This is a genomic window from Adlercreutzia wanghongyangiae (assembly GCF_035989245.1).
Classification (GTDB): Bacteria; Actinomycetota; Coriobacteriia; order Coriobacteriales; family Eggerthellaceae; genus Adlercreutzia; species Adlercreutzia wanghongyangiae.
The window spans coordinates 159,647-179,372 of the sequence record NZ_JAYMFF010000009.1 but is presented as its reverse complement, the minus strand read 5'-3'; the positions used below and the strand labels follow the sequence as shown (position 1 = coordinate 179,372).

At 66.8% G+C, this 19,726-nt stretch carries 17 protein-coding genes; 13 read left to right on the top strand and 4 right to left on the bottom strand.

All coding sequences use genetic code 11. The features are described from left to right. Positions 1-266: 266 nt before the first annotated feature. Together carA and carB are read left to right on the top strand one after the other, a co-directional pair. Positions 267-1,619, top strand: a complete 1,353-nt coding sequence (gene carA / locus VIN30_RS05815; protein WP_338210022.1) for a glutamine-hydrolyzing carbamoyl-phosphate synthase small subunit — start codon at positions 267-269, stop codon at positions 1,617-1,619. Then, positions 1,620-4,835: a carbamoyl-phosphate synthase large subunit gene (carB, locus tag VIN30_RS05810; RefSeq protein WP_338210020.1), complete on the top strand. Its 3,216-nt coding sequence runs from the start codon at positions 1,620-1,622 to the stop codon at positions 4,833-4,835. A 25-nt stretch (positions 4,836-4,860) separates the two neighbouring features. On the opposite strand, the gene VIN30_RS05805 is transcribed toward carB, so the two are convergent. Beyond that, positions 4,861-5,055, bottom strand: a complete 195-nt coding sequence (locus VIN30_RS05805; protein WP_338210018.1) for a hypothetical protein — start codon at positions 5,053-5,055, stop codon at positions 4,861-4,863. 113 nt (positions 5,056-5,168) lie between these two features. Here VIN30_RS05805 and VIN30_RS05800 point away from each other — a divergent pair, with 113 nt between their 5' ends. From VIN30_RS05800 to holA, 10 genes are all read left to right on the top strand, one after another. Then, on the top strand, positions 5,169-5,963 hold the full coding sequence (locus VIN30_RS05800) for a dihydroorotate dehydrogenase electron transfer subunit (RefSeq protein WP_338210016.1): 795 nt from the start codon (positions 5,169-5,171) through the stop codon (positions 5,961-5,963). Further along, positions 5,963-6,895: a dihydroorotate dehydrogenase gene (locus VIN30_RS05795; protein WP_338210015.1), complete on the top strand. Its 933-nt coding sequence runs from the start codon at positions 5,963-5,965 to the stop codon at positions 6,893-6,895. Before VIN30_RS05800 ends, VIN30_RS05795 begins: the two co-directional genes overlap by 1 nt. Further along, positions 6,889-7,629, top strand: a complete 741-nt coding sequence (pyrF, locus tag VIN30_RS05790) for an orotidine-5'-phosphate decarboxylase (RefSeq protein WP_338210014.1) — start codon at positions 6,889-6,891, stop codon at positions 7,627-7,629. The genes VIN30_RS05795 and pyrF overlap by 7 nt, the downstream gene beginning before the upstream one ends. A 128-nt stretch (positions 7,630-7,757) precedes the next feature. Continuing rightward, positions 7,758-8,069: an integration host factor, actinobacterial type gene (mihF, locus tag VIN30_RS05785; protein WP_028026281.1), complete on the top strand. Its 312-nt coding sequence runs from the start codon at positions 7,758-7,760 to the stop codon at positions 8,067-8,069. Positions 8,070-8,089: 20 nt separating this feature from the next. Beyond that, positions 8,090-8,656 (top strand): guanylate kinase, encoded by a 567-nt coding sequence (gmk, locus tag VIN30_RS05780; protein ID WP_338210012.1) that lies wholly within the window; start codon positions 8,090-8,092, stop codon positions 8,654-8,656. 15 nt (positions 8,657-8,671) lie between these two features. Next, the gene (locus VIN30_RS05775; protein WP_028026283.1) at positions 8,672-8,932 is read left to right on the top strand and encodes a DNA-directed RNA polymerase subunit omega; all 261 of its coding nucleotides are present in this window, start codon (positions 8,672-8,674) and stop codon (positions 8,930-8,932) included. Positions 8,933-9,108: 176 nt separating this feature from the next. Beyond that, entirely contained in the window at positions 9,109-10,326 is a 1,218-nt protein-coding gene (gene thiI / locus VIN30_RS05770; protein WP_338210009.1) for a tRNA uracil 4-sulfurtransferase ThiI, read from the top strand. Positions 10,327-10,642: 316 nt separating this feature from the next. After that, entirely contained in the window at positions 10,643-11,359 is a 717-nt protein-coding gene (locus tag VIN30_RS05765; protein ID WP_326424592.1) for a ComEA family DNA-binding protein, read from the top strand. After that, positions 11,350-13,692, top strand: a complete 2,343-nt coding sequence (locus VIN30_RS05760) for a ComEC/Rec2 family competence protein (RefSeq protein ID WP_326424593.1) — start codon at positions 11,350-11,352, stop codon at positions 13,690-13,692. Before VIN30_RS05765 ends, VIN30_RS05760 begins: the two co-directional genes overlap by 10 nt. Before the next feature lie 17 nt (positions 13,693-13,709). Continuing rightward, the gene (holA, locus tag VIN30_RS05755) at positions 13,710-14,687 is read left to right on the top strand and encodes a DNA polymerase III subunit delta (RefSeq protein WP_326424594.1); all 978 of its coding nucleotides are present in this window, start codon (positions 13,710-13,712) and stop codon (positions 14,685-14,687) included. On the opposite strand, the gene VIN30_RS05750 is transcribed toward holA, so the two are convergent. After that, positions 14,684-15,817, bottom strand: a complete 1,134-nt coding sequence (locus VIN30_RS05750; protein WP_326424595.1) for an MBL fold metallo-hydrolase — start codon at positions 15,815-15,817, stop codon at positions 14,684-14,686. The genes holA and VIN30_RS05750 overlap by 4 nt on opposite strands. 154 nt (positions 15,818-15,971) lie before the next feature. Then, the gene (lepA, locus tag VIN30_RS05745; protein ID WP_326424596.1) at positions 15,972-17,777 is read right to left on the bottom strand and encodes a translation elongation factor 4; all 1,806 of its coding nucleotides are present in this window, start codon (positions 17,775-17,777) and stop codon (positions 15,972-15,974) included. A 362-nt stretch (positions 17,778-18,139) separates the two neighbouring features. Here lepA and rpsT point away from each other — a divergent pair, with 362 nt between their 5' ends. Then, entirely contained in the window at positions 18,140-18,682 is a 543-nt protein-coding gene (gene rpsT, locus VIN30_RS05740; RefSeq protein WP_326424597.1) for a 30S ribosomal protein S20, read from the top strand. A gap of 315 nt (positions 18,683-18,997) precedes the next feature. Here rpsT and VIN30_RS05735 read toward each other — a convergent pair whose 3' ends face one another. After that, on the bottom strand, positions 18,998-19,645 hold the full coding sequence (locus tag VIN30_RS05735; RefSeq protein WP_326424598.1) for a flavodoxin family protein: 648 nt from the start codon (positions 19,643-19,645) through the stop codon (positions 18,998-19,000). Between the last annotated feature and the right edge of the window lie 81 nt (positions 19,646-19,726).

Genomic DNA, 19,726 nt, shown 5'->3' with positions numbered 1-19,726 from the left:
CCGTCTCCGGACGGCCCCTTTTAGTTCGCGCGCTCGGGGCTGCGCCATTCGGCCGTCGTCTGCGACCGCTTGTTTTTGTGCAGATGCATACTCTGGAGGGTACTCTATGCTCAATTTTGACCTTTAACGGACGGTACTGAGAGACCGGCAAGGTGCGATGAGCGAACTTTATCTTGTGCGCGTGCGAGCGCTCCCGTCCAAGGCGGGGGCGCTTTTTTCATGGGCGCGCAGGCGAGGGCGAGCAGGTCGCGGAAAGGACGGAACCCTTGAGCAAGATTGCGGAAAAGCTGCGGGTGGCCACGGCGAAGCCGGCGGGTGCGCCAGCGCTGCTCGTGCTGGAGGACGGCGCGGTGTTCGCCGGCACCTCCTGCGGCGCGCCCGGCGAGGCGTTCGGGGAGGTCTGCTTCAACACCTCCCTGGAAGGCTACCTGGAAATCGTCACCGACCCTTCCTACGCGGGGCAGATCGTGGCGCTGACCTACCCGCAGGTGGGCAACTACGGGGTGAACGCCGACGACGCCCAGGCGGAGAAGCCGGCCCTGCGGGCGCTCGTGGTGCGCGATATGTGTCCCACACCCTCCAGCTGGCGCAGCCAGGAGAGCCTCGGCGACTACCTTGGGCGCGAGGGGGTCGTGGCCATCGAGGGCGTGGACACCCGGGCGCTCGTGCGCCACATCCGCGATGCCGGCGCCCAGCGGGCCGTCGTCTCCACCACGGATGCGGATGCTGCGTCGCTGCTCGAGAAGGTGCGCAAAAGCCCGACGCTCGTGGGCGAGAACCAGGTCGTTGGCGTTTCCTGCGGCGGCAGCTATTCCTACGGCGTCGCGGACCTGCCCGCTTCCCACGACTTCGCCCTGGCCGCGCCGGCCGACCCCCGCTTCAAGGTGGTCGTCTACCACTGCGGCGTGAAGCGCTCCATCTTAGACGGCCTGGTGCGGTCGGGCTGCGCGGTAACGCTCGTGCCCTGGGACACTCCGGCCGATGAGGTGCTGACCCTGAGCCCCGACGGCGTGTTCTTCTCCAACGGCCCGGGCGACCCCGACGCCGTGGACGCCACGAGCCGCGCGGCCGCCGCGCTACTGGGCCGCGTGCCGCTATTCGGCATCTGCCTAGGGCACCAGATGATGGCCAAGGCCGCAGGAGCAAAGATCGACAAGCTGAAGTTCGGTCACCACGGCGGCAACCACCCGGTGCAGAACCTGCTCACCGGGCGCGTGGAGGTCACGGCCCAGAACCACGGCTTCTGCCCCCGCTTTCAGAGTCTGGGAGCGCTGGTGCCCGAGCTTTCCGGCGGGGCGACCGAGCACGTGGACGACCTGCGCGAGTGGGGCCGGCGCAGCATTGCCCCCGTCGTGGCCAACGAGCGCTTCGGGCGCATCCGGCTTACCCACGTGAACCTCGACGACGGCACCGCCGAGGGCTTCGCCTTCCTGGACGTGCCGGCCTTCAGCGTGCAGTACCACCCGGAGGCGGCCCCCGGCCCCACCGACGCCCACTACCTGTTCGGTGCCTTCGCGCGCCTCATGGAGGGCCGTGGGGACTACCTGGATATCGACATCGCAACCGACCGCCTGTCCGGTTGGAAGTTCGGAAGCACCACGGAAGAGGAGGTGGCGTAAATGCCCAAGCGCACCGACATCAAGAGCATTCTCGTTATCGGGAGCGGCCCCATCGTCATCGGCCAGGCGTGCGAGTTCGACTACTCCGGCGCCCAGGCCTGTAAGGTGCTGCGCGAGGAGGGCTACCGGGTCATTCTCGTGAACTCGAACCCGGCCACCATCATGACCGACCCGGAGCTGGCCGATGCCACCTACGTGGAGCCCATCACGCCGGAGTTCGTGGAGAAGGTGATCGCCCGGGAGCGCCCGGACGCGTGCCTGCCCACCCTCGGCGGTCAGACCGGCCTGAACACGGCGGTGGAGTTGGCCAAATCCGGCGTGCTCGAGCGCTATGGCGTGGAGCTCATCGGCTGCGACGTGGACGTCATCGAGCGCGGCGAGGACCGCAAGATGTTCAACGAGTGCATGGCCGACCTCGGCATCGAGGTCTCGCGGGCCGGCTACGCCTACTCCGCGGAAGACGCCCTGCGCATCGCGGACGAGCTGGGGTACCCCGTGGTGCTGCGCCCGTCGTTCACCATGGGTGGCGCCGGCGGCGGCATTGCGCGCGATAAGGACGAGCTCGTTCGCATCGTGTCCCAGGGGCTTGAACTCTCGCCGGCCGGCGAGGTGCTCGTGGAGGAGTCCATCGAGGGGTGGAAGGAATACGAGATGGAGGTGATGCGCGATGCGGCCGGCAACGGCATCATCGTGTGCTCCATCGAGAATGTGGACCCCATGGGCGTGCATACCGGCGACTCCATCACCGTGGCTCCGGCCCAGACGCTCACCGATCTTGAGTACCAGCGCATGCGCGCCGCGTCGCTCGCGGTGCTCGAGCGGGTGGGCGTGGCCACGGGCGGCTCCAACGTGCAGTTCGCCGTGCACCCCGAGACGGGCCGCATGGTCATCATCGAGATGAACCCCCGCGTGTCGCGTTCTTCGGCGCTGGCCTCGAAGGCCACGGGTTTTCCCATCGCGAAGGCGGCGGCGCGCCTGGCTGTGGGCTACGCGTTGGACGAGATCATGAACGATATGACGGGCACGACCCCCGCTTGCTTCGAGCCCGCCATCGACTACTGCGTGGTGAAGGCGCCGCGCTTCGCCTTCGAGAAATTCCAGGGTACCGACGACACGCTGACCACCCGTATGAAGGCCGTCGGCGAGGTCATGGCGGTGGGCCGCACCTTCGAGGAGGCCTTGGGCAAGGCCCTGCGCTCCCTGGAGTGCGGCCGGACCGGTTTCGGGGCCGATGGGTGCGGGGAGGAGTCGGCGCTTTCCGACGATGAGCTGCTCGCTGCGCTCGCGCGTCCCACGGCTGAGCGCATCTTCCTGGTCGCCGAGGCCCTGCGTCGCGGTATGACTGCCGACGAGCTCTCCCGGCGCACGGCCATCGACCCGTTCTTCTGCCACCGCATGGCCGATATGATTGCCGTGCAGGAGGCCCTGCGCACCATGAAGCTGGAGGACTTGGACGCCGAGGCCTTCCTCGTCGCGAAGCGCTACGGCATCTCCGATGCCCAGATCGCCGTGCTTGTGGGCTCGGACGAACGCACGGTGCGGGCCTGCCGCAAGATCCTCGGCGTGCGCCCCGCCTTCAAGACCGTGGACACCTGCGCGGCGGAGTTCCCCACCAAGACCGCCTACCACTACAAGACCTACGACGCCGATGAGTCCGAGGTGGCGCCGAAGGAGCGCCCGCGCGCCCTCATCCTGGGTGCCGGCCCCAACCGCATCGGCCAGGGCATCGAGTTCGACTACTGCTGCGTGCATGCGAGTTACGCACTGGCCGAGGCGGGCTTCGAGACCATCATGGTGAACTGCAATCCCGAGACGGTGTCCACTGACTACGACACCTCCGACATGCTGTTCTTCGAGCCGCTCACCTACGAGGACGTCATGGACGTCGTCGACGCGGTGGAGCCGGACGGCGTGGTGGTCACCCTCGGCGGCCAGACGCCGCTGAAGCTGGCCCGCGCTCTGGAAGAGGCCGGGGTGCCCATCATGGGCACGAGCCCGGACGCCATCGATCTGGCCGAGGACCGCGACCGGTTCGCCGCGCTGCTCGATTCCCTCGACATTGCCTACCCGCGCTCGGCCATGGCCGCAGGGCTCGATGAGGCCCGCGCCGCCGCCCGCGAGATCGGCTATCCCTTGCTCGTGCGCCCCAGCTACGTGCTTGGTGGCCGCGGCATGGGCATCGTCTACGATGACGTGGGTCTGGCCCGCTACGTGGCCGAGGCGGCCTTGGTCTCGCCGGACCACCCAGTCTATCTGGACAAGTTCCTGGAAGGGGCCGTGGAATGCGACCTGGATGCGCTTTGCGATGGCGAGGACGTGTACGTCGGCGGCATCCTGGAGCACATCGAGATGGCCGGCATCCACTCGGGCGACTCGGCCTGCTGCCTTCCGCCCTTCTCGCTGTCGGCGAAGGTGCAGGACGAGATGGCCGACATCGCCCGACGCATCGCGCTGGCGTTGGGTGTGTGCGGCCTCGTGAACATCCAGTTCGCCGTGAAGGACGGGGTCGTCTACGTCATCGAGGCCAACCCGCGGGCCAGCCGCACAGTGCCCTTCATCTCGAAGGCCACGGGCGTGCCCTTGGCGAAGCTCTCCAGCCGCATCATGGCGGGGGAGAAGCTGGCCGCGCTGGATCTTCCCGAGCACTTCGCGAAGCCGGGCCGCTACTTCGTGAAGGAGGCCGTGATGCCCTTCGGCCGTTTCCCCGGCGCCGATGCGCTGCTGGGACCCGAGATGCGCTCCACCGGCGAGGTCATGGGCATCGCCAACAGCTTCCCGGCGGCCTACATGAAGACCCAGATGGCCATCGACTACGCCGAACCCGCGGGAGGTACGGCCTTCATCTCCGTGAACGACCAGGACAAGCGCGCCGTGGCCTTCATCGCCAGAGAGCTTACGCGCCTCGGGTTCTCATTGTTGGCCACCGAGGGCACCGCCGCCGTGCTGCGCGCTTCCGGCGTGCCCTGCGAGACGACGGGCAAGATCCACGAGGGCAAAAGCTCGGTGGTCGACGCCATAGCGACGGGCGAGATCTCGCTCATGATCAACACGCCGCTCGGCGTGGCCACCCGCGATGACGGCTACGAGCTGCGTCGCGCCGCCGTGCGCCACGGCATCACCTACGCCACCACCCTGGCCGCCGCCCAGGCCCTCATCGCCGGCATGCAAGCCGCCCGCTCCGGCGAACTGGACGTAGTGCCCCTGCAGGAGCTGTAGAAAGCCACCCCGTGTTGTCTTGCGTCTAGGATGACACGGGACGATTTCCCTGTTCTTCACTTTTCTCAAGAAGATGTGCCCGCCAATCGTCACGCCAGTCATGGCCATTTGGCGCGATGGAACATGAAGGAGATTGGCGTACCAGATGCGAAGCGTTGGCTATGCTCAGTAAGATCTGACGCTTACTTTGAATGCTACTCTGGGCGTTGATTGTGTCCATGCATACACTCCTAAGGTTTCTGTCTATTGTAGCGCTGCAGATCCAGGCGTGTATGAACTATGCGTTAGAATGTCAGGCAACGTGTGATTTCCGCCGACGCGACAGGAGAGCCTATGACGCTTTGCAACGAGACAGCGCCCATTCTGGTGAACGAGGAAGCGGGGTGCAACATCTGGCTCATGACCGTGCGGGCCCCCGAGATTGCCGCCGCGGCCCGTCCCGGTCAGTTTGTGCACCTCAAGGTTCCCGGCATGGACGACCACATTCTCCGCCGCCCCTTCGGTGTGTATGCCCATGATGCAGAAGCCGGCACCGTGGACATGATGTATCAGGTGCTCGGCTACGGCACCGAGCATATGACTTCCCTTGGCGTCAACGATGCCGTGGAGCTCATTGGCCCCATCGGGCGGGGGTGGGAGGTGCCCGAGGGATGCAAGCGCGCCCTCATCGTGGCCGGTGGCGTGGGAAGCGCGCCTCTGTATCCGCTTGCCGAAGAGCTGAAGGCCGCTGGCGTGGAGGTGACGGCCGTGCTCGGCGCCTCTACCATCGACGCGCTGGTGGCCCGCGAGCGCTATGGAGCGGCGCTGGGCTGCGAGCCGGTCTGCTCCACCGACGACGGCAGCTTCGGGCATGCGGGCTTCTGCACGCCGCTCGTGGAGGAGGCCCTGGCCTCCGCGGCCGCCGAGGGAGCGCCCTACGACTACGTGGCCTGCTGCGGCCCGGAGCCCCTCATGCGCATTGTGGCGGGCATGGCGGATGCGGCCGGCGTGTTCTGCGAGATATCCATGGAGCGTCGCATGGCGTGCGGCGTGGGCGCGTGTCTGTCCTGCGTGGTGGATACGGTGGGCGGCAAACGCCGCGCCTGCGTGGACGGCCCGGTGTTCCCGGCGAGCGAGGTGGTGTGGTAATGCAGCGCGTACCGAATGCAACCAACGTGAATCTGGCCGTGAACCTGGGCGGCCTTGCCATGAAGAACCCCGTCACCGTGGCCTCGGGCACCTTCGGCGCGGGGCGGGAGTACCACGACTTCGTGGACGTGGCCGCCCTCGGCGCCGTCACCACCAAGGGCGTGTCCCTGAACGGCTGGGAGGGCAACGCGAGCCCCCGCATCGCCGAGACGGCCTCGGGCATGCTGAACTCCATCGGGCTTCAGAACCCCGGCGTGGCGCACTTGAAGGAGTGCGAGCTGCCGTGGCTTTCCTCCATCGGCGCCACTACCATCGTGAACGTGTCGGGCCACTCCTTCGACGAGTACGTATCGGTCATCGAGGCTCTGGAAGAGGCGCCGGTGGACGCCTACGAGGTGAATATCTCGTGCCCTAACGTGGATGCCGGCGGCATGACCATGGGCTGCCATGTTCCCAGCGTGGAGAAGGTGGTAGGCCTGTGCCGCGCGGCCACCAAGCGGCCGCTCATCGTGAAGCTCACGCCCAACGTCACCGACGTGACCGAGATCGCCCGCGCGGCCGAGGCGGCCGGTGCCGACGCCATCTCGCTCATCAACACGCTTTTGGGTATGGCCGTGGACGCGCGCACCCGCACGCCGAAGCTCGCTCGCGTGGTGGGCGGCTTCTCGGGTCCGGCGGTGAAGCCCGTGGCCTTGCGCATGGTGTGGCAGGTGGCGAACGCCGTCGCGGTGCCGGTGCTCGGCATGGGCGGCATCTCCACCGGCGAGGATGCCGTGGAGTTCATGCTGGCCGGCGCCACCGCGGTGGCCGTGGGCACGGCAAACTTCGTGAACCCGACGGCCACGGTCGATGTCATCGACGGCATTGCCGCCTACTGCGAGGAGCAGGGCGTGGCCGACGTGAACGAGCTGATTGGAGCCTTGAAATGCTAACGTCCTTCGATAACATCCCCGCCGCCGACCGCGTCATCGTGGCGCTCGACTGCGACGCCTGGGAGGCCATTGCGCTCGCCGACAAGCTGGAGGGCCATGCGAAGTGGTTGAAGATCGGCATGACGCTGTACTACGCCGAGGGTCCGGCCATCGTGAAGATGTTCAAGCGCCGTGGCTTCAACGTTTTCCTCGATCTGAAGTTCCACGACATCCCGCATCAGGTGCAGGGCGCGGCCCGCTCGGCGGCTGCGAGCGGCGCCGACATGCTCACCATGCACACCGTGGGCGGCGTGGCCATGATGGAGGCCGGCCAGCGGGGCGCGGTGGAGGGCGCGGGCGAGTACGGGGGAGAAGTGCCCGCCACCCTGGGCATCACGGTGCTCACTTCCATGAGCCCCGAGGCCCTGGCGGCCACGGGCGTGGCGCGCCCCTTGCCCGAGCAGGTGGTGGCGCTCGCGGCCCAAACGGCCGAGGCCGGGATCTCGGGCGTGGTGGCCTCGCCCCAGGAGGCGGCCGCCCTGCGCGAGCTTCTGGGACCCGACGCCTACATCGTCACCCCCGGCGTGCGCCCGGCCGGCGCAGCGCTCGGCGACCAGAGCCGCGTAGCCACGCCTGCCCAGGCATTTGAGGCCGGAGCGTCCCACATCGTCGTGGGTCGGCCGATCACCGAGGCTGCCGATCCGGTGGCCGCCTTCGACGCCATCGCGGCCGAACTGGAGTCGGCTTCAAGGTAAAACGCCCCGCGTAGATGAAGGATTTGAAGGAATTTCCCTCAATTGCTGATTCGGCGTAAATTACGTGTTGTTTTGTCATCAATGCATGGTACTATTTCGGCAGCCCTAACCGGAAGGAGAACAGAACCATGGCTATCCCCGAACTCAGCCCCGAAGCCCGCGCCGAGGCTCTGGAGAAGGCGAAGGCAGCGCGCATCAAGCGGGCGCAGATTCGAGAAGAACTGAAGACCGGCAAGCTCACCGTCGCCCAGGTGCTCGATATGCGCGACGATCATGTGGTGGGCCGTATGAAGATCTCGACGCTCATCGAGACGCTGCCCGGCTATGGCAAGGCCAAGGCCGAGCGCATCATGAAGGAGCTGCAGATCGCCGAGAGCCGTCGCATCAAGGGCATCGGCGAGCGCCAGCGTGAGGCTCTGCTGGCTCGTTTGACCAAGTAACCACGACCGAAAAGGATTTCATGCGCACCGGAAACCTCTTTGTCATCAGCGGTCCCTCGGGGACCGGCAAGGGAACGATCATCGCCCGTCTCGTCAAGGAGGTGCCGGATGCATGGGTTTCCGTCTCGGCAACGACGAGGCGCCCTCGACCCGGTGAGGTCGAGGGCGTTTCCTATTACTTCCTTTCCAAAGACGACTTCCTGGCCCTGGCCGATGAGGGGGGCTTTTTGGAGTGGGCCCAGTATTCCGATAACTGCTACGGCACTCCGCTTGCCTCGGTGCAGCGCGAGATGGCGGCCGGCAAGCAGGTGATCCTCGAGATCGAGGTGCAGGGCGCCCTGCAGGTAAAGGAGAAGATGCCCGAGGCGCATCTGGTGTTCATCGAGCCGCCGTCGCTGGAGGAGCTGGAGCGGCGCCTGCGCGGCCGCGGTACTGAGACCGATGATGTGGTGAGAAAGCGCATGGACACGGCTTTGGTGGAGCTTTCCCGCAAAATGGAGTATGATATACGGCTTGTGAACGACGATTTGGACGAGGCCGTCGCCCAGCTGGTCGCTTACGTGAACGAAACTGCCGAGCAGAAGTAAGAGGACATTCATTCTATGAGCATCATTGAACCGAAGATCGACGTCCTGCTGGACGAAACCGATAACGACCGTTTTCTGCTGTGCGCCCTGGCCTCCAAGCGCGCCCACGACATCAACGACATGATGCGCGGCCAGCGTGATCGCGCCATTCAGCTGCAGACGGCAGTGGAGATCGCCCGCGCCGCCGACACGAAGCCCCTGTCCATGGCCTTCAACGAGATCGCCCGCGGCGAGGTTTCCTACGACCCCGAGTCTATCGATGTTAAAAACCATTAGATCGTTTCGAATTTGCTAACGCAAATTCGAACTGCTCGATGCTGCGAGGCCGACAGGCACCTGGCTTTGCCCCTTGTTTCGGGCGCGGCGTGACCGAAGGTCACTTGGCCCGAAGGCGGGGCAATTCCAGGCACCTGTCGGCCTCTCGCTGTCTTCCTTAGGCGAACAGGTGAGTTATGATTGAATTTCAGAGAATCATTCTCGTGCATTACCATGAGATCGGGCTCAAGGGGCGCAATCGCTCGGTGTTCGAGAAGCGCCTTCAGAAGAACCTGGAATCGCTTCTTTCCGAGTTTCCGGTGGTGACCATCCACCGCATCTCGGGGCGTATTCTGGTGTTTCTGCGTGAGGGAACCACCCTGGAAGTGGCCAACGAGTGCACCGATGCCATTTTGGGCGTGCCCGGCGTGGCGCGCGTTTCCTGCGGCTTCAAGTGCGAGCAGGAGATGGATGCCATGGGCCGGGCAGCCTGCATCGCGTTGGCCGAGGCGGAGCCGTTCGGGAGCTTCAAGGTGTCGGCGCGGCGCAACCACACCGCGTTCCCCATCGATTCCATGCAGCTGAACCGCGATATCGGGGCGATGCTGTGCGAGGCGTTTCCCGCCAAGCGCGTGCAGATGAAGGATCCCGACGTTACCGTGGGCGTGGAGGTGGTGGAGGGCTCCACCTACGTGTACGCTCGCAGCGAGCGCGGCGTGGGGGGCTTGCCGGTGGGCAGCTCGGGCACCGTGGTGGGCCTGCTGTCATCGGGCATCGACTCGCCAGTGGCGCTGTGGCGCATGGCCCGGCGCGGGGCGGTGTGCGTGGGCGTGCATTTCTCGGGGCGGCCGCAGACGTCGGATGCCTCGGAGTTTCTGGTGGACGACATCGCGCGGGTGCTCCAGCGCACCGGCTGCATCGCGCGGGTGTATGTGGTGCCCTTTGGCGACTACCAGCGCGAGATATCCATCGCTTGCCCGCCGGGCCTGCGCGTCATCCTGTATCGGCGCCTCATGTTCCGCGTGGCCGAAGAGCTGGCGCGACGCGAGCGGGCCGGCGCTCTGGTGACCGGCGAGAGCCTGGGACAGGTGGCCTCTCAGACGCTGGACAACATCCGCGCGACGGATGCCGCGGTGGAGATGCCGGTGTTCCGCCCGCTCATCGGCTCGGACAAGCTGGAGATTATCGACGCGGCCCAGCAGCTCGGCACCTTCGAGATTTCCTCGCAGGATGCGCCGGACTGCTGCACGCTGTTCATGCCGCGCAATCCCGAGACCCACGCGAAGCTTGCCGATGTGGAGGCTGCCGAGGAGGCGTTTCCCTGGCAGGAGTGGGTGACGGCGCTGGCCGACGCGGCCGAGGCGCACGACTATGCATGTCCTGCCTACCGGCCGCCGCGGGTGCGGGCATCCTAGACGCGAGATTCCGATACGGGGAGGACCCCGGCCGCCGCAAGGCGCCGGGGTCCTCTTGCGTTGGGGGGCGAGGTTGCGGGGTTGCGTGCGGTTCGCTTCGGGGGACGGTGTCACGATAGCCTCACCAGGGTTTTGTCGCGCATCGACGGCTCCAGCGCGACATCGGCGCGGCAGCAGGGCGGATGCGGCGGCGACGAGCGGGCGGCTGAAAGGCGAACTGTATGCGGTGGCGCGGCGAACGGAGGGCGGTGGTTCCCGAGACGGAACTGCGACAGCAGTCGGCTAAGCTTGCCGTATCCCGTTCTAAGGAGCTGCCATGGCCTTTCAAGATCAAGCGGAGCGCCTGTCGTCCAAGCTGCATTTGTCCGCCGTGCCGCGCCCGGTGTTCCTGGCCCTGGCGGTGCTGCTCGCAGTTCTGATAGCTGCGGGGGCGGTCCTGGCGGGGCTGCCGGGCGCGCCGGCGGCCTTCGAGGTGCAGGCGTCTGCGGAGCCGGCGAGCGATGCCGACGGGGCGACGGAGGGGACGGCCGCCGTGCAGGAGGCAGCCGATGCGCCGACGGCCGACGTCGTGCTGCCTGAGAGTGCCGCCGCAGCACCGCAGCTGTGCGTGCATGTGGACGGGGCGGTGCGGGTGCCGGGCGTGTACTACTTGGATGCGGGCAGCCGCATTGTCGATGCCGTGGCTGCGGCGGGCGGTCTGACCGAGGCGGCGCAGACGGCGGCGGTGAACTTGGCGCGCGTGCTGCAAGACGGCGAGCAGGTGGTCATACCCGATGGGACGGCCGGCGAAGCGGTTTCCGTCGCTGCGACCGATGGGACGCCGGGGGCATCGGCATCGGGTGGTCTCGTCGATATCAATCGGGCAAGCGAGTCCGAGCTGACGGCGCTGCCGGGCGTGGGGGAGGCCACGGCCGCTAAGATCGTCGCCGATCGCGAGGCGAACGGCCCCTTCAAGACCGTGGAGGACCTGAAGCGGGTCTCGGGCATCGGCGAGAAGAAGTTCGAGGCCCTGAGGGATCTGATATGCGTGTGAGCGAGCACTGTGCACCGCCGCGGCCGCACCTGCCCCCTTTGCTGCTGGCGGGGCTGGCCTTGTGGGGAGGCGTGGCCCTGGTGTTCCCGTTGCTGCGCCACGGGGGCGCCGTGGCCTGCGTCGCCGCCGGCATCGGCGGAGTCGCGGCGATGGGGGCGCTGGCCGTCTTCTGCTTTCGAAGGCGTGCGATGCCGGTGCGCGCGGTACTGGCCCTGGGGCTGGCGGCCTCCTTGGCGGCGAGCGCCGCGGCCGGCGTCTCCCTCGTTGGCGGCGGCGTGTTGGCCGGTCGGGAAGCCGTCTGGACGTGCACCTTGACAACTGATGCGCGCGCCTCGTCGTTTGGCGCCTGGGCCGAGGCGCGCGCGGAGAGCTCCCTCGGCGCCGTACCGGTGCGTTTGAACCTTCCCGCGGAGGGGACGTCGTTGATGCAGGGCGAGCGCCTGACGGTGAGGGGCGCGCTTGCGCCGCCGCCGGAGGAGGCCGCCGACTACTACTGGAATGCCGGTCTGGCGGGTTCGCTGAGCTTGGGGGAGCTGTCCGACGAGGCAGAACGCGCGGATGCGGCTCCGCTTCTCGGCCTGCGGCGGCGCGCCGTGGAGCTGCTCGGCGCTCACGGGGGCGCGGAGGCGCCTTTGCTGCAGGCGCTGGTGTGCGGCTGGCGGGGGCCCTTGGACGAGACGGGTGCTTACGAGCAGTTCAAACGGGTGGGCCTGGCGCATCTGGTGGCGGTGTCGGGAGCGCATCTGTCCATCGTCACGCTCTTCGTTACCGCAGGGCTTCGCCTGATAGGTTTGGGTCGGCGGCCCCAGGTGGTGGTTATCGGCTTGTTCCTCATGGGCTACGTGGGCTTCACGGGCATGCCGGTGTCGGCTGTGCGGGCGGCGCTGATGGCCGCCACGGGTCTGTTGTCGCTGGTGGTCGATCGGCGTTCATCGGCCTTAAGCGCCCTGGGGTTGTGTCTCGTGCTGTTCGGCGGTGTTGACGCATCGGGGCTGTTGGCGCCGTCGTTCGTTCTGTCGGCCGGCTCGACGCTGGGCATCGTGCTGTTGGCGCCCTTGTTTCAGGGACGTGCACTCCGCGGCGGTTGCAGCCGGCGTCTGCGGGGTGCCGTGGCGGGCCCCCTGGCGTTGACGGGAGCCTCGGCGGCAGCTACCCAGCCTTATGCGGCGGCGCTGTTCTCCCAAGTGCCGTTGCTGGCGCCTCTGGCGAACATCGCGGCCGCGCCGCTGTTCGCATTGGCCTGCGTCGTGGGATTCGCGGCGGCGGCCTTCTCCTGCATCGTTCCTTGTGCGGCGCCGGCGGCAGTGGGGGCGGCCGCTCTGGCCACGGTCCCGCTTTCTGGAGCGGTGCAGCTGCTGGCATCGTGGCCCGGCACCTGTTTGGCCGTGGATGCCGCCGCGGCTCCGATGGTCTGCCTGTCGGTGCTGCTCGTGGGCGCCTTGTGGGCGTGGTGGCCCGCGCAGGCGCGGCAGTGGGCTGCCGCTGCCGGTGTTGCCGCCGTTGTCGTGCTGGCGGTGGTGCTGGTGCGTCCCGCTCCGGGCGACGAGATCGTCATGCTGGATGTGGGCCAGGGCGATGCCTTCCTGGTGCGCAGCCAGGGGGCGGCCGTTCTGGTGGACACGGGAAACCGCGATGCACTCCTGAAGGAGGCGTGCGCGCGCCAGGAGGTGCGCACGCTGGACCGTGTGGCCATCACCCATCCCGACGACGACCACTGCGGATCGCTTTCGGCCTTGGCCGATGTGGCGGCGGTCGGCGGCGTGCTGGTGGCCGACGACCTGCTGTCGTGTTCATGCTCCTCGTGCATCGACCTGCTGGGCGATGCGCGGCAGGCCGGCTATCCCGATGGCGTGCAGGGCTTGCGCGTGGGCGATGCGGTGCGCTGCGGACGGTTCACGCTTACCGTGGTGTGGCCGGCCTCGTTCGCCGACGAGGGCGGCAACGCCGACAGCCTCACTTTCCTCTGTGCCTACGACGGCGATGGCGACGGCGATGTGGAATGGACGGCGCTCTTGTGCGGGGATGCCGAGGCCGAGCAGCTGGACGCCATGGAGGGGCTCTTGCCCGCTGCAGGGGTGGATGTGCTGAAGGTGGGCCATCACGGCTCGCGAAAGAGCCTCGACGGGCACCTGGTCGACCGCCTTGATCCGGAAATCGCCCTGGTGAGCGTCGGCAAGGGCAACCGCTACGGGCATCCGGCACCAGAGGTGTGCGCCCTGTTGGAGGAAGGAGGCGCTCGGGTGCTGCGCACCGACCAGGCGGGGGACGTGACCGTTGCATTCTCGATGGAGAAGCTCGAGGTGCGCACGCAGCGCGACGCGGCGGCAGCCTAATCGGGTACAATGGGCCTATGAGCAACGGAAACGAACAGAGCAGTCTGCTGGGCGCCTATCTCGCTGTGGGCGAGGACAGCCTCAAACGTGCGGCCGTCATCGAGCGGTTGCGCACCCGCCTGTCGAAGATGGGCGATCTGTCCTTCAACTCCGACGACTTCGACGGCGAGGTGTGCGAAGGGGCGGCTGTTGTGTCCGCCTGCAACACCATTCCCTTCGCCAGCCCCGTGCGGCTGGTGCACGTGCGCAACGCCGACAAGTTGAAGAAAGCCGATTCCGAGGAGCTGGTCGCTTATCTAGGCGCGCCCAACGAGTCCACCGTGCTGTTCCTGGAAGCCGACAAGCTGGCGAAGAACACGCGCCTGTACAAGGCGGTGGCGGCGGTGGGGCCGAAGGCGGTTATCGATTGCGCGCCTCCGGCGGCCCGCGACTTGCCGCGCCAAGTGCGCGCCATGGCCACCGGCCACGGCATCGTGCTCAGCGAGGGCGCGGCGGCGGCTCTGGTGGAGCTGGTGGGCGAGAGCACGGTGCACCTCGATAACGAGCTGAAGAAGATCGCCCTGGCCCACGGCGGCGGCGAGCCGGTGGGCGAGCGGGAGGTGCGCCAGCTGGTGGCCCGCACCGCCGAGGTGAAGCCGTGGTTTCTCACCGATGCCCTGGCCGAGCGCAACCTGGCCAAGTGCCTGGGACTGCTGGCTAAGATGGACTCGGCCTCGCCCCATGCGCTCATCGCCATGTGCACCGGGCGCATCCGCGATCTCATGGGCGTGCAGTGCCTGCGCGCCCGCGGCAATGCGGGTGCCATCGCGCGCACCTTGAAGGTGCCCGATTGGAAGGTGAAAAACATGACGGCCTGGGCGCGCAACTACACGCCGGCCGAGTTGCGCCGGGCGCTCGTTTCCTCCCGCGATGCCGAGCGCGCTATGAAAAGCGGCGCCGACGCGGACGAGGTGTTCTACCGCTGGCTCGTCGACACTCTGAAGCGGCCCTCCTAGGCGGGCGGGGTCGTCGTGGCCAGGGCGGTGTTCTTGCGGTCGTAGGGCATGCGGAAGTAGTACTCGTAGCCGCAGATACCCTGCAGGATGCGGCCCTCGCGCACCAGGTAGGTGAGATGCGCCAGCGTTTCCCCCATCGAGAAGTACTTCTGATCCAAAGGCCAGCTCTTCCAGTCGGGATAGCGCCAGGTGGCGTGTTGGGATATCTGCACGATGTCGTCGTGGCCGGAAGCCACCAGCTCGTAGATTTCCTCGAGGCGCTTCTGATGGTGGCTGATCAGGAAATCGACCCGCTCGTGCAGGCCGGTGAAGGGCTTGCCATGGGCCGGCAGCACCAGGTCGACGTCGTAGGCGCCCACTTTCTCAAGGCTGTCGAGGAAGGCCGCCAGGGCGTTGTAGGCGGGGAACCACGACGACACCGAGGGCGTGATACGCTCCAGCACGTGGTCGCCCACGATCATGAAGCGGTGGTGCGGCTCGTACAGGCAGATGTGCCACGGGTCGTGGCCCGGGGTCTCGATCACCTCGAAGTTGAAGTCGCCCAGGTGCAGCCGGTCGCCGTCGGCCAGATACGTCATGACGGGATAGGTGGAAAGAGGCAGCAACTCGGCCGACACGTGCAGGCGCGGGCCGTTGTCGGTAAAGGTCATGTCCTTCTGCTGGTCCAGCGTGGCGGCTTGCAAGAGCAGCGGGCCGTACACGTTGTCCTCCATCTCCATCAGGTTCTTCACCTCTTGGAAGGAGTGCAAGTTCGCGAGCACGGGCATGCCCGGGCGCCAGATGCGGTCGAGGTTGCCGGTGTGGTCGGGGTGCGAATGGGTGAGCAGCACCTGCACCTTGTCCCACGACCGTCCCAGATCGCGTAGGGCGTCGTCGATGGCGCGCTCGCAGTCGGGGTGGTTGAAGCCCACGTCCACGATGGTGGTGGTGCCGTCGTCATCCAAGATGAAGTAGGAGTTCAGGGCCTTCAGGGGGTTGTGGGGCAGCGGCAGCCGCACTAGGTACAGGTTGGGGTACAGGCGCACCGGCTTGCCGAAGGGCGCATCTGCTGCCGTCTCGGCGGCCAGCATCGCCCCCTCGTCGGGCGTGATGCGCGGCAGCTCGCGCCGATCCTCCGTCTGTGCTCCCATGGTCGTCTCCTGTCCTTTGCTCGCAGCGCGCCCGGCGGCGCGGTAGGTGCCGAAGATCATTCTAGGGGAAATCCGCCGCAGTGCGGGCGCCGGAGGGCGCCCGTAAGCAGAATGACGGATTGGGCCGCCTTCGGGGCTCTTGCGGCGGCCGGCTCTAGTCGTCCACCTTCAGGATGGCCATGAAGGCCTCCTGGGGCACCTCCACATTCCCGATGGCCTTCATGCGCTTCTTGCCGGCCTTCTGCTTCTCCAGAAGCTTGCGCTTGCGCGTAATGTCGCCGCCGTAGCACTTGGCCAGCACGTCCTTGCGCTTGGCCTTCACCGTCTGGCGCGCGAGCACGCGCCCGCCGATAGCCGCCTGGATGGGCACCTCGAACATCTGGCGCGGGATGATCTCCTTCAGCTTGTCGCAGAGCACGCGCCCGCGGTCGTAGGCCTTGTCCTTGTGCACGATGAACGACAGCGCGTCGATGGGCTTGCCCGACAAGAGGATGTCCAGCTTCACGAGCTGCGAGGGCTTGTAGCCGTCCATCTCGTAGTCGAGGCTCGCGTAGCCCTTCGTGTTCGACTTCAGCTTGTCGAAGAAGTCCAGGATGAGCTCGGAAAGCGGAATCTCCCAGAGCATCTCGACCGTGGTCTGGGACAGGTAGTTCATGGTGACGAAGTTGCCGCGCCGCGCCACGGCCAGATCCATCACAGCGCCCACGTAGTCGGGCGGGATGAGGATCTTCGCCTTCAGGTAGGGCTCTTCCACATGGTCGATGGAGCCAGGGTCGGGCATCTCCTGGGGCGAGTGCAAAGACACCATCTCGCCGCCCTTCAGGTACACGTGGTACTCCACCGAGGGTGCCGTGGCCAGAAGGTCGAGCCCGAACTCGCGCTCGAGGCGCTCCTTGATGACCTCCATATGCAGAAGGCCCAAAAAGCCCACGCGGAAGCCGAAGCCGAGGGCGTGGGAGGTCTCAGGCTCCCACACGAGCGCCGGATCGTTCAGCGAGAGCTTCTCCAGCGCCTCCTTCAAAGGCTCGTACTGGTCGCCGTCGATGGGGAACAGGCCCGTGAACACCATGGGCTTTGCCTCGCGGTAGCCGGGAAGGGGATCGTTCACGCCGCCGTCGGCCAAGGTGATGGTGTCGCCCACCTTCACCTGGCTCACGTCCTTGAGGCCCGTGACCAGGTAGCCCACCTCGCCCACGTAGAGCGCCTCCTCGGCCACCTCCTGCGGGTGGCGTGCGCCCACCTCTTCCACGAGGGTCTCGGTGCCCGTGGCCATCATGCGAATCTTGTCGCCCTTCTTGATGCGGCCGTCCACCACGCGGATGAGGGCCACCACACCGCGGTAGGCATCGAAGTAGCTGTCGAAGATAAGCGCACGCAGGGGCGCCTCTCCGTCGCCAACGGGTGCGGGAATGTTGTAGACCACGGCTTCCAACAGGTCGTGAACGCCCTCGCCGGTCTTGCCGGAGGCGAGCACCGCGTCGTCGGCGGGGATGGCCAGGCCGTCCTCGATCTCGGCCTTCACGCGCTCGGGCTCGGCGGCCGGCAGGTCGATCTTGTTGATGAGCGGGATGATCTCAAGATCGGCGTTCATAGCGAGCATTGCGTTGGCCACGGTCTGGGCCTCCACGCCCTGGGTGGCGTCCACCACGAGCACTGCGCCGTCGCAGGCCGCGAGGCTGCGGCTCACCTCGTAGGTGAAGTCCACGTGCCCGGGGGTGTCGATGAGGTTCAGCTGGTAGGTCTCGCCGTCGTCGGCGGTGTAGGCCACGCGCACGGCCTGGCTCTTGATGGTGATGCCGCGCTCGCGCTCGATGTCCATGGAGTCGAGCAGCTGGGCCTGCATGTCGCGCTTGGCCACCGTGCCGGTCAGCTCCAAGATGCGGTCGGACAAGGTGGACTTGCCGTGGTCGATGTGGGCGATGATCGAGAAGTTGCGGATATGGGAGATATCGTGGGTCATGATGTCTTTCTTATCGCGTCTGTCGGGTGCCCCCGGGCTGCCAATGTGTGCGTCTCGCGAAGATTCGCCCCTCTCGGGCCGATTTCCTCGCCACGCCGCAGTGAATCTTTGGTATTCTACCGCATTGTGTATCCAGCGATACGGACGCGCGGTGATTCCACCGCCAAATCTGCAGACGTGGCTGCGTTGATAAGATTGCTATTGCTGGCGGCCAACCGAGCCGGGTGCTCGGGGCCGAGAAAGCGGAGAAATCCCGCCCGCTTTCCATCTCGCACGTTTGGGCCCGGCGGACATGCCGCGCGCGTTCGTGTCGTTGGATACCAAGGGATTGGAAACGACCGAACCAGAAAGGGCTATCATCCATGGCTAACATCAAGTCCCAGAAGAAGCGCATCCTCACCAACGAGAAGAGCCGCATGCGCAACCGCGCCGTGAAGAGCGAGCTGAAGACCGCCACCCGCCGCGTGAAGGACGCCGTGGCCGCCGGCGACGGCAAGGCCGCCTACGCCTTCGCCTGCGAGGCCTGCCGCCTGATGGACAAGGCCGCCTCCAAGGGCGTCATCCACAAGAACCAGGCCGCCAACCGTAAGAGCGGCATCATGCGCCTGGCCAACACCGTGGTGACCGCCGAGGACATCGCCGCCTACGAGAAGGCTGCCCCCAAGGCCCAGAAGACCGGCTCCAAGAAGGCCGAGGCGAAGGCCGCCCGCAAGGCCGCTATGGCCGAGGCTTCCGCTGAGAAGGCCAAGCGCCGCGAGAAGCAGCTGAAGGAGGAGAAGAAGGCCGCCGAGCGCAAGGCCAAGGAGGCCGAGGAGGCTGCCAAGGCCGAGGCTGAGGCCGCCGCGGCCGAGGCTGCCGAGGAGGCCGCCGCTGACGAGGCTCCGGCCGAGGGGGCTGCCGAGTAGGCTTCTCAATTCACTCGAGACATGAAGCGGGCCGTCATTGCGACGGCCCGCTCTGCTTTTGCCGTGCTCTCGCTGCGGGCGGGCTGAAGCCCGCCCCTACAGGGAAACGAGAAGCGCGGATAGCTCACGCCAAGAGGCGAGGACGGCGCGCAAGCCCCGGCGGCGTCGGCGCGCGGAGAGAGTGAGGGCGACATGCCGGGGGGGCAAGGGCGGTGCGCCCGCGAACAAGGACGGTGAGGCTCCGCGCAAGCCCCGCCGGCGTCGGCGCGCGAAACCTCGTAGGGGGCGGCTTCAGCCGCCCCGTTTTGCGCGGACCTAGCTTTCCTGCAGATCCCCTCGTACGAAGTTGGTCATTGCCTTGGGCTCCAGGGTCGGCGGCTCGGTGCCGGCGGCACGGCCCGCCTCGATGCACTTCAGCATCCACGCCATGTTGCGCCCCAGGGTGCGCATGGTCTGCAGCCCCTCGGCGTCGCCCGCCGCCTCGCCGGGGGTGCGGCCGAAGGCGATGGCCCAGTAGTTGCTCGGCACGACGGGCATTCCGTTGATCTGGAAGTACTTGTTGATCTGATCGGCCGTCTCGATGGCCCCGGCGCGCCGCGCCACGCCCACGCCGGCTGCCGGCTTGAAGCGCAGCAGGCTGCCGCCGGCGTAGAACATGCGGTCGAGCAGCGAGATGAGCGAGCCGGCCGCCCCGGCGTAGTACACCGGCGAGCCCACGATGAGGCCGTCGGCCGCAGCGGCCTTCTGGATAAGCTCGTTGCACACGTCGTTCGCGAATACGCAGCGGTTATCGCCGTTCTTTCCGCAGATGCCGCAGGCGATGCACCCGCGGATCTCCTTATTGCCCGCCCAGACGATCTCGGTCTCAATGCCCTCGACCTGAAGAGCCTCCGCGGCCTCTTCCAGGGCGCGGCGGGTGTTACCCTGCATGCGCGGGCTTCCGTTGATAAGCAGTACCTTCACGATTGTCTCCTCTTCTCTTGGATTTTGCTCGGGCTGATTGTAGCATCGGCTACACTGTTCGATCGAGCAAACGAGTTGCCG

Excerpts from the sequence above, each read along its gene's own strand:
- carB (WP_338210020.1), top strand. The coding sequence starts at position 1,620 with ATGCCCAAGCGCACCGACATCAAGAGCATTCTCGTTATCGGGAGCGGC.
- VIN30_RS05805 (WP_338210018.1), bottom strand. The coding sequence starts at position 5,055 with ATGGACACAATCAACGCCCAGAGTAGCATTCAAAGTAAGCGTCAGATC.
- VIN30_RS05800 (WP_338210016.1), top strand. The coding sequence starts at position 5,169 with ATGACGCTTTGCAACGAGACAGCGCCCATTCTGGTGAACGAGGAAGCG.
- VIN30_RS05795 (WP_338210015.1), top strand. The coding sequence starts at position 5,963 with ATGCAGCGCGTACCGAATGCAACCAACGTGAATCTGGCCGTGAACCTG.
- pyrF (WP_338210014.1), top strand. The coding sequence starts at position 6,889 with ATGCTAACGTCCTTCGATAACATCCCCGCCGCCGACCGCGTCATCGTG.
- mihF (WP_028026281.1), top strand. The coding sequence starts at position 7,758 with ATGGCTATCCCCGAACTCAGCCCCGAAGCCCGCGCCGAGGCTCTGGAG.
- gmk (WP_338210012.1), top strand. The coding sequence starts at position 8,090 with ATGCGCACCGGAAACCTCTTTGTCATCAGCGGTCCCTCGGGGACCGGC.
- VIN30_RS05775 (WP_028026283.1), top strand. The coding sequence starts at position 8,672 with ATGAGCATCATTGAACCGAAGATCGACGTCCTGCTGGACGAAACCGAT.
- thiI (WP_338210009.1), top strand. The coding sequence starts at position 9,109 with ATGATTGAATTTCAGAGAATCATTCTCGTGCATTACCATGAGATCGGG.
- VIN30_RS05765 (WP_326424592.1), top strand. The coding sequence starts at position 10,643 with ATGGCCTTTCAAGATCAAGCGGAGCGCCTGTCGTCCAAGCTGCATTTG.
- VIN30_RS05760 (WP_326424593.1), top strand. The coding sequence starts at position 11,350 with ATGCGTGTGAGCGAGCACTGTGCACCGCCGCGGCCGCACCTGCCCCCT.
- holA (WP_326424594.1), top strand. The coding sequence starts at position 13,710 with ATGAGCAACGGAAACGAACAGAGCAGTCTGCTGGGCGCCTATCTCGCT.
- VIN30_RS05750 (WP_326424595.1), bottom strand. The coding sequence starts at position 15,817 with ATGGGAGCACAGACGGAGGATCGGCGCGAGCTGCCGCGCATCACGCCC.
- lepA (WP_326424596.1), bottom strand. The coding sequence starts at position 17,777 with ATGACCCACGATATCTCCCATATCCGCAACTTCTCGATCATCGCCCAC.
- rpsT (WP_326424597.1), top strand. The coding sequence starts at position 18,140 with ATGGCTAACATCAAGTCCCAGAAGAAGCGCATCCTCACCAACGAGAAG.